8 protein-coding genes and 1 pseudogene are annotated in these 7002 nt (G+C 71.9%); 7 read left to right on the top strand and 2 right to left on the bottom strand.

Features of this window, described 5'->3' with window-relative positions; translation table 11 throughout:
* A pseudogene (locus tag ACVNF4_RS30010) lies at nt 1-189 on the top strand (2-oxoacid:ferredoxin oxidoreductase subunit beta); the annotation flags it as partial.
* Between the two features lie 120 nt (nt 190-309).
* On the opposite strand, the gene ACVNF4_RS30015 reads toward ACVNF4_RS30010, so the two are convergent.
* The gene (locus ACVNF4_RS30015; protein WP_461806025.1) at nt 310-729 is read right to left on the bottom strand and encodes a winged helix-turn-helix transcriptional regulator; all 420 of its coding nucleotides are present in this window, start codon (nt 727-729) and stop codon (nt 310-312) included.
* A 92-nt stretch (nt 730-821) separates the two neighbouring features.
* Here ACVNF4_RS30015 and ACVNF4_RS30020 point away from each other — a divergent pair, with 92 nt between their 5' ends.
* The 4 genes from ACVNF4_RS30020 (at nt 822) to ACVNF4_RS30035 (ending at nt 4636) form a co-directional block, all read left to right on the top strand.
* Nucleotides 822-1676 carry an SDR family oxidoreductase gene (locus ACVNF4_RS30020; RefSeq protein WP_461806026.1) on the top strand — a complete coding sequence of 285 codons (855 nt, stop codon included), beginning with the start codon at nt 822-824 and terminating at the stop codon, nt 1674-1676.
* Nucleotides 1677-1910: 234 nt separating this feature from the next.
* Complete coding sequence (gene rarD, locus ACVNF4_RS30025; protein ID WP_461806027.1) at nt 1911-2981, top strand: EamA family transporter RarD; 1071 nt, start codon at nt 1911-1913, stop codon at nt 2979-2981.
* 114 nt (nt 2982-3095) lie between these two features.
* Nucleotides 3096-3536 carry a winged helix-turn-helix transcriptional regulator gene (locus ACVNF4_RS30030; protein ID WP_461806028.1) on the top strand — a complete coding sequence of 147 codons (441 nt, stop codon included), beginning with the start codon at nt 3096-3098 and terminating at the stop codon, nt 3534-3536.
* Between the two features lie 146 nt (nt 3537-3682).
* On the top strand, nt 3683-4636 hold the full coding sequence (locus tag ACVNF4_RS30035) for a M28 family metallopeptidase (RefSeq protein ID WP_461806029.1): 954 nt from the start codon (nt 3683-3685) through the stop codon (nt 4634-4636).
* 158 nt (nt 4637-4794) lie between these two features.
* Here the strand turns inward: ACVNF4_RS30035 and ACVNF4_RS30040 are convergent, their stop codons facing one another.
* Entirely contained in the window at nt 4795-5907 is a 1113-nt protein-coding gene (locus ACVNF4_RS30040; protein ID WP_461806030.1) for a tetratricopeptide repeat protein, read from the bottom strand.
* 225 nt (nt 5908-6132) lie between these two features.
* On the opposite strand from ACVNF4_RS30040, the gene ACVNF4_RS30045 reads away from it, so the two are divergent.
* Together ACVNF4_RS30045 and ACVNF4_RS30050 are read left to right on the top strand one after the other, a co-directional pair.
* On the top strand, nt 6133-6663 hold the full coding sequence (locus tag ACVNF4_RS30045; protein WP_461806031.1) for an NUDIX hydrolase: 531 nt from the start codon (nt 6133-6135) through the stop codon (nt 6661-6663).
* Nucleotides 6660-7002, top strand: a 343-nt coding sequence (locus ACVNF4_RS30050; RefSeq protein WP_461806032.1) for an amidase family protein, incomplete at its 3' end; no start/stop codon positions are given. The genes ACVNF4_RS30045 and ACVNF4_RS30050, both read left to right, overlap by 4 nt.

The following is a 7002-nucleotide window of genomic DNA, read 5'->3' on the forward strand; positions in this document are numbered from 1 at the left end:
TTCGCCCTCTCCCGGCTCGCCGACCCCCAGACCCTCCACCACACCCCGATCGGCGTCCTGCGCTCGGTCGAACGGCCCGTGTACGACACGCAGATGGCCGACCAGCTCGACACGGCCGTCGAACAGCGGGGCAAGGGGGACCTCGCGGCGCTGCTCGCGGGCGGGGACACCTGGACAGTGGTGGGGTGAGGGGCTGAGGCAGGCGGCGACCCCGCGTCGTCCGAACACGGGTCCGGTCCGCCGTGAGCGGGTCGGGCCCGGTCGTGTCCGCGGGGACGCTGAGCGTCGTCGTCCGCGTGGGGCGGTGGCTCAGCCCGTGCCGGACGCCTTGCGGGCGTCGTAGCGTTCGCGGGCCTCGACGACCTCGGTGAGGCGGGTCTCGGTCCAGGCGGCGAGGTCGCGGACGCGTTCGGCGGCCTCGCGGCCGAGGGGGGTGAGGGAGTAGTCGACGCGGGGTGGGATGACGGGCTGGGCGGCGCGGTGGACGAAGCCGTCGCGCTCCAGGGTCTGGAGGGTCTGGGTCAGCATCTTCTCGCTCACGCGGGCTATCGCGCGGCGCAGTTCACTGAACCGGCGCGTGCCGTCGAGGAGTTCGATGAGGACGAGGACGCCCCAGCGGCTGGTGACGTGCTCCAGGACCAGGCGGTGGGGGCACATCGCGCCGTCGGCCGTCTGATACTCGCGGAGCAGCTCGGTGAGGTCCTCCGAGCCATGCGTGGTTACCGACATGCCAGTACCTTACTTCAAAGTGGGTACTTTCCTTTGGTTAGCGCAACTCCTAGGGTTAGTGCATCGAGCACCCCACAAGGAGTACAAGAGCTATGAGCATCGTCGTCACCGGAGCCACCGGACACCTCGGCCGCCACGTCGTGGCGCAGCTGCTGGAGAAGGTTCCCGCCGAGCAGATCACGGCCGTCGTGCGCGACGAGGCCAAGGCCGCGGACCTCGCGGAGCGCGGCGTCAAGCTCGCCGTCGCCGACTACAGCGCCCCCGCGACCTTCGACGGCGTCTTCGCCGCCGGTGACAAGGTCCTGCTGATCTCGGGCAGCGAGGTCGGCAACGACCGTCCCGGCCAGCACCAGGTCGTCATCGACGCCGCCAAGGCCGCGGGCGTCGCGCTCCTCGCGTACACCAGCGCCCCCGGCGCCCTGACGGCCGCCCTCGGGGACGACCACCGGGCCACCGAGAAGGCGCTGCTCGCCTCCGGCCTGACCTACACGCTGCTGCGCAACGGCTGGTACCACGAGAACTACACCGAGAACCTGGCCCCGGTCCTGGCGCACGACGCCGTCGTCGCCGCCGCGGGCGAGGGTCGCGTCTCCTCCGCGTCCCGCGCGGACTACGCCGCCGCGGCCGTCGCCGTGCTGACCGGCGAGGGCCACGAGAACCAGACGTACGAGCTCGGCGGCGACGTCGCGTGGAGCTTCGCGGAGTACGCGGCCGAGCTGAGCGCGCAGACCGGCAAGGAGATCGCCTACAACAACGTGCCGGCCGAGGTGCTCGTCGGCATCCTCACCGGTGCCGGGCTGCCCGAGGGGTTCGCGCAGATCCTCGCCGGGGTGGACGAGTCCATCGCGAAGGGGGAGCTGGTGATCACCTCCGGGGACCTGTCGCGGCTGATCGGGCGGGCGACGACGCCGATCGCCGAGGCGGTCTCGGTGGCGCTGAAGGGCTGAGCGGGAGCGTGACCCCCTAGGGGTGTTACGGGGTGTACGGGTGACGCGCAGGGGCGTCACCCGTACACCCCGTAGTACTTGGAGGTGAAACGGGCTGACCGGCGGTGCGTGAGAGGCGTCGACAGGTTCCGTCATGACCGTATCGCGATACACACATGACATCCCCGCCCCTCCCCCGCTACCTTCGTCCCGGCGCCCACCGGGCGCGGGCAGGTGTGGCGAGCGGGAGGTGTCGTGGCCGGGATGTCGAAGGGCGAGCAACGGATAGGCATGGCGAACGGGATCGCCGCCTATGGGATGTGGGGGCTCGTCCCCTTGTACTGGCCGCTGCTGAAGCCTGCCGGGTCGGTGGAGATCCTGGCCCACCGGATGGTGTGGTCGCTCGCCCTGGTGGCCGGCGCGCTGCTCTTCGTGCGGCGCTGGGCGTGGGCGAAGGAGCTGGTCCGCCAGCCCCGGCGGCTCGCGCTGGTCGTGGTCGCGGCGACGGTCATCACCGTCAACTGGGGCGTGTACATCTGGGCCGTCAACGCCGGGCACGTCGTCGAGGCGTCCCTCGGGTACTTCATCAACCCGCTGGTCACCATCGCGATGGGCGTCCTGCTGCTGAAGGAGCGGATGCGGCCCGTGCAGTGGGTGGCGGTGGGGGTCGGTTTCCTCGCCGTCGTCGTCCTGACCATCGGCTACGGGCGGCTGCCGTGGATCTCGCTGGTCCTCGCCTTCTCCTTCGCGACGTACGGGCTGGTGAAGAAGAAGGTCAACCTCGGCGGGGTGGAGTCGCTGGCCGCCGAGACCGCCGTGCAGTTCCTGCCCGCCCTCGGGTATCTGGTGTGGCTGAGCGCGGCGGGCCGGTCGACGTTCACGGGCGAGGGCGCCGGGCACGCCGCGCTGCTCGCCTCGACCGGTGTCGTCACCGCCGTCCCCCTCGTCTGTTTCGGCGCGGCGGCGATCCGGGTGCCGCTGTCCACGCTGGGGCTGCTCCAGTACCTCGCGCCGGTGTTCCAGTTCCTCCTCGGGGTCGTCTACTTCGGCGAGGACATGCCGCCCGAGCGCTGGGCCGGGTTCGGGCTGGTGTGGCTCGCGCTGCTGCTGCTCACGGGGGACGCGTGGCGGACGGCGCGCAGGGCGAGGAGCGAGATGAGGGTGTCGAGCGCCGCCGTGGAGGCGGGGACGGCCGGCGTAGGGCGGAAGGCGTCGCGCGTCTCCTCGGGGGTGATCCCTGACGGGGTGACTCCTGTGGGGGCGGCCCCTACCCCTTCCGAGGTAGTACCGGAGGCCGAGGCGACGCCCCCCGCCGCCAAGCCGTAGACGAGCCGAACCGGGTCGAGGTGGGCGCGAGGCCCGCGCGCAGCCCTCCAGGGGTGACCCCCGGAGCTGGTTCCCTCTTGTTACCGGCCTCAGCCTGCGGCAGCATCAAGCAGTGTGGAAGAAGGCACTTCGAAGTCACCGAGTCACTGCCTGGGAACCGTGGCGTCGGCGGACGGTGATCCGTTCCAGTGGGACACGCGGGAGGACTGCCAGGTGCGGCAGATCCTCGACCGGATCGCCGACAAGTGGTCGTTGCTGGTGATCGCCCTGCTCGACAACCGGCGGCTGCGGTTCACGGAACTGCGGCGGGAGATCGACGGGGTGAGCCAGCGGATGCTGACGGTGACGCTGCGCCAACTGGAGCGGGACGGGCTGGTCCGGCGGACCGTGTATCCGGTGGTGCCGCCGAAGGTGGAGTACGAACTGACGGCGCTCGGGGTGACGCTGCACGCGACCGTCCAGTCACTGGTGACGTGGACGGAGGAGCATCAGGGGGAGATCGCGGCGGCCCGGGAGGAGTACGACCGACAGGAGGTCGGAATTTCCCATTCCTAGATCATTTCTCCAACTCCTTGCCCTTATAGGCCTCTTGACTGATCGTTGACCCCGGCTTCACCATCCAGTCACCCCATCAACCGTGGGCTCCCGGCGGACACCCCGCACGGGAGCACCGCCAGGACTGGATTACGGAGCCCCCCACCATGAAGCTCTCTGTCTCCGCGCGGGCGTCGGCCGCCGCCGTCGTCGCGGGTGCCACCCTGATCGCGACCGCTGTCACCGGATCGACCGCGGGCGCGGCGAACGCCGGAACGCTCGCCGCCGCGCCCGACATCCCGGTGGCCAACGTGAAGGCCCACCTCGCCGAGTTGCAGTCGATCGCGACGGCCAACGGCGGCAACCGCGCGCACGGCCGGGCCGGTTACCTCGCCTCGCTCAACTACGTGAAGGCCAAGCTGGACGCGGCCGGATTCACCACCACCGTCCAGCAGTTCACCGCCTCCAGCCGCACCGGCTACAACCTGATAGCCGACTGGCCCGGCGGAGACCTGAATCAGGTTGTCATGTCAGGGTCACACCTCGACAGCGTGACCTCCGGCGCCGGCATCAACGACAACGGCTCCGGCTCCTCCGCGATCCTGGAGATCGCCCTCGCTGTGTCCCGCGCGAACTACCAGCCCACCAAGCACCTGAGATTCGCCTGGTGGGGCGCCGAGGAGCTCGGCATCGTCGGCTCCCGGAACTACGTCAACAGCCTGTCCTCCGCGAACCGCGCCAAGATCAGCGGCTACCTCAACTTCGACATGATCGCCTCCCCGAACCCCGGTTACTTCGTCTACGACGACGACCCGACCATCGAGAAGACCTTCAAGAACTACTTCGCGGGCATCGGCGTCCCCACGGAGATCGAGACGGAGGGCGACGGCCGCTCCGACCACGCCCCCTTCGACAACGCGGGCATCCCGGTCGGCGGGCTCTTCACCGGCGCCGAGCGCTCCAAGACCGCCGCCCAGGCCGCCAAGTGGGGCGGCACGTCGGGGCGGGCGTTCGACCGGTGCTACCACTCGTCGTGCGACACGACGGCCAACATCAACGACACGGCGCTGGACCGAAACACGGACGCGGCGGCGTATGCGGTGTGGACGCTGTCGTCGTGAGACGTCGGGACGGGTACGTAGCGTCGTGACGGTGCCGTAGGGGCGTTGTGGCGGCGAGTGCGGGGACGGGTGCGTGGCGACGGGCTGGTTTCGTCGCTACGCACCCGTTTCGTCGTTACGCGGCCGTTCCGTCGCGACGCACCCGTCCCGTCGCCACGTCACCGTACCGCCGCCGCCCGTTCGGTCAGCCGCAGCATCCGGGAGCGGGCGGAGTCGAGGGCGGTGGGGTCGTCTGCGGCGGGGCCGCCGTCGGCGGAGAGGGCGGTCCACAGGCCGAGGAGTTCGTTGCCGAGGTTCAGTCCCTGGACGGGCTCCCGGACGGCACGCCAGGCCGTCGCGGCGCTCTGGACGTTGCCGTAGGCGGCTTCGGAGTCCCCGGTGCGCCGGTAGGCCCACGCGACGTCGAGGGAGACGTGGAAGGCGCGCACCGGGTCGCCCGCCAGGTACGCGATGTACGCGGCGAGTTCCCGCAGGCGCAGCACCTCGGGGTGGTCCGCGCCGAGCGCGCCCGACGCGTCCGTGACGGTCTGTTCCGCCAGTGCCGCCGCTGTGTCGATCCGGCCGGCGCGCACGGACTCGTTGATCCGCGCGATCGGCCCGGCGAGCGGGCCCGGCTCGACGCCGTCGGCCTCCCGGGGGTCGCCCCCGAGGACGGCCTCGGCGACCGCGTCGAACCCGCGCGCGGGTGTGTGCTTCGGGGCGGGTTCCCGGACCACGGTCTCGGGGTCGACGAGGGGGACGGGGGCGGGACGGGGCGCTTCCAGGGAGGGCGGTGGGGGGACAGGCCGCGGGGGGAGGGCGGGTTCCGACCGGGTCTCGGAGGGCGGCGGCGCGGTGACCGGGGGCGCCGGTGGGGCGGTGGGGCCGGGTGCGTCGTCCATCTCCGGTGGCGGGCCGAAGGTGCCGGTCGGCTGGGTGACGGTGCCCGGTGGGGCCGTCGGGGGCTCGGCGGCGTGCGGAGCGGGGGGCGGGGTGATCGGGACCGGCTCGGCCGTGAGGGTGCTCGAACCGTCGGGTTCGACCTGGATCGGGACGACGTAGCCGCTGCGTTCGTCGCGGACGGTGGCCAGGACGGCGTGGCCGGTGGCGACGGCGATGCGGCGGAGGTGGGCGAGGACCACGTGCTGGATCTCCTGGCCCTCGGGGGCGGTGACGGGCACCCCGCCGACGGACGCGGTGTCCCCGACGGCGCCCGGCGCGACCCGGACGTCGATCGGCGCCGGTGCCGTCACGGCGGGCCCCGGGAGGGGTTCTCGGCTGGGTCGGGACATGGTGTTCCTCACTCGGTTCTGCCGGGGAACCGGCGTTCCGCGCGTCACGATCCGATAAACACGCTTACCGGCGAGTATGGCCGCTCCGCCCCGCCGCTCGCGTCACCGGGACGTCACAGCCTCGTTCCAGATACCTGGCCGGAATCCGGCGCCTCACACAACTTCGTTGATCCACAAGGCGGGTTGCCCGAGGATGAGGTGGTACGACGCACCCCGGGGGGCCTGATGCGCTGGACCGTCCACGGCGAACGACCGCTGTACGACACGCCGTGGGTACGCGTGCGCGCGCTGGATGTCGAACAGCCCGACGGCACCCGTACGGAGTACCACGCGGTGCGGCTGCGGAACCTCGCGGTGCTCGCGGCCGTCGACGGCGAACGGCGTGTCCTGATGATGTGGCGGCACCGGTTCCTCACGGACACGTGGGCCTGGGAGCTGCCGATGGGTCTCGTCGAGGACGGCGAGTCGCCCGCGCGCGCGGCGGCCCGCGAACTGGAGGAGGAGACCGGGTGGCGCCCCGGCTCCGTGCGCGAGCTGGTCTACGCGGAGCCCGCCGCCGGGATCACCGACAGCCGTCACCACGTGTTCCGTACGGACGACGCGCGCCTGGTCGGTCCGCCGACCGAGCGCAACGAGTCCGACCGCGTGGAGTGGATTCCCCTCGCCGACCTGCGCGCGCTCATCGCGCGCCGGGAGATCGTCAGCGGGGCCACCCTGGTGGGCGTCATGGCCCTGTTGCTCGACCTCACCGGGTGAGCGCCCCGTCCGCCGTCGACCTCGCCGCCGCCGTCCGCTCGGGCGCCACGACCGCCGTGGAGGTCCTGGAAGGGGCCCTGGAGCGCCTGGAACGGGTTGATCCGATACTCGGGGCGTTCCGGGAGGTCTGGGCGGCTCAGGCGCTCGTGTACGCCCGTGAGGTGGATGCGCGGGTCGCGGGCGGGGAGGCGCTGCCGTTGGCAGGGGTGCCGATCGGGGTGAAGGGGCGTTCCCGGGAGTGGCGGGCGGAGGTGGCGGCTCTCGTGGCCGCCGGATGCGTGCCCGTCGGGGGGACCGCCGTGCCGGGGGCGGGGACCGCCTGGCAGACGTGGGGGCTCG

Source organism: Streptomyces sp. S6 (genome assembly GCF_054880855.1).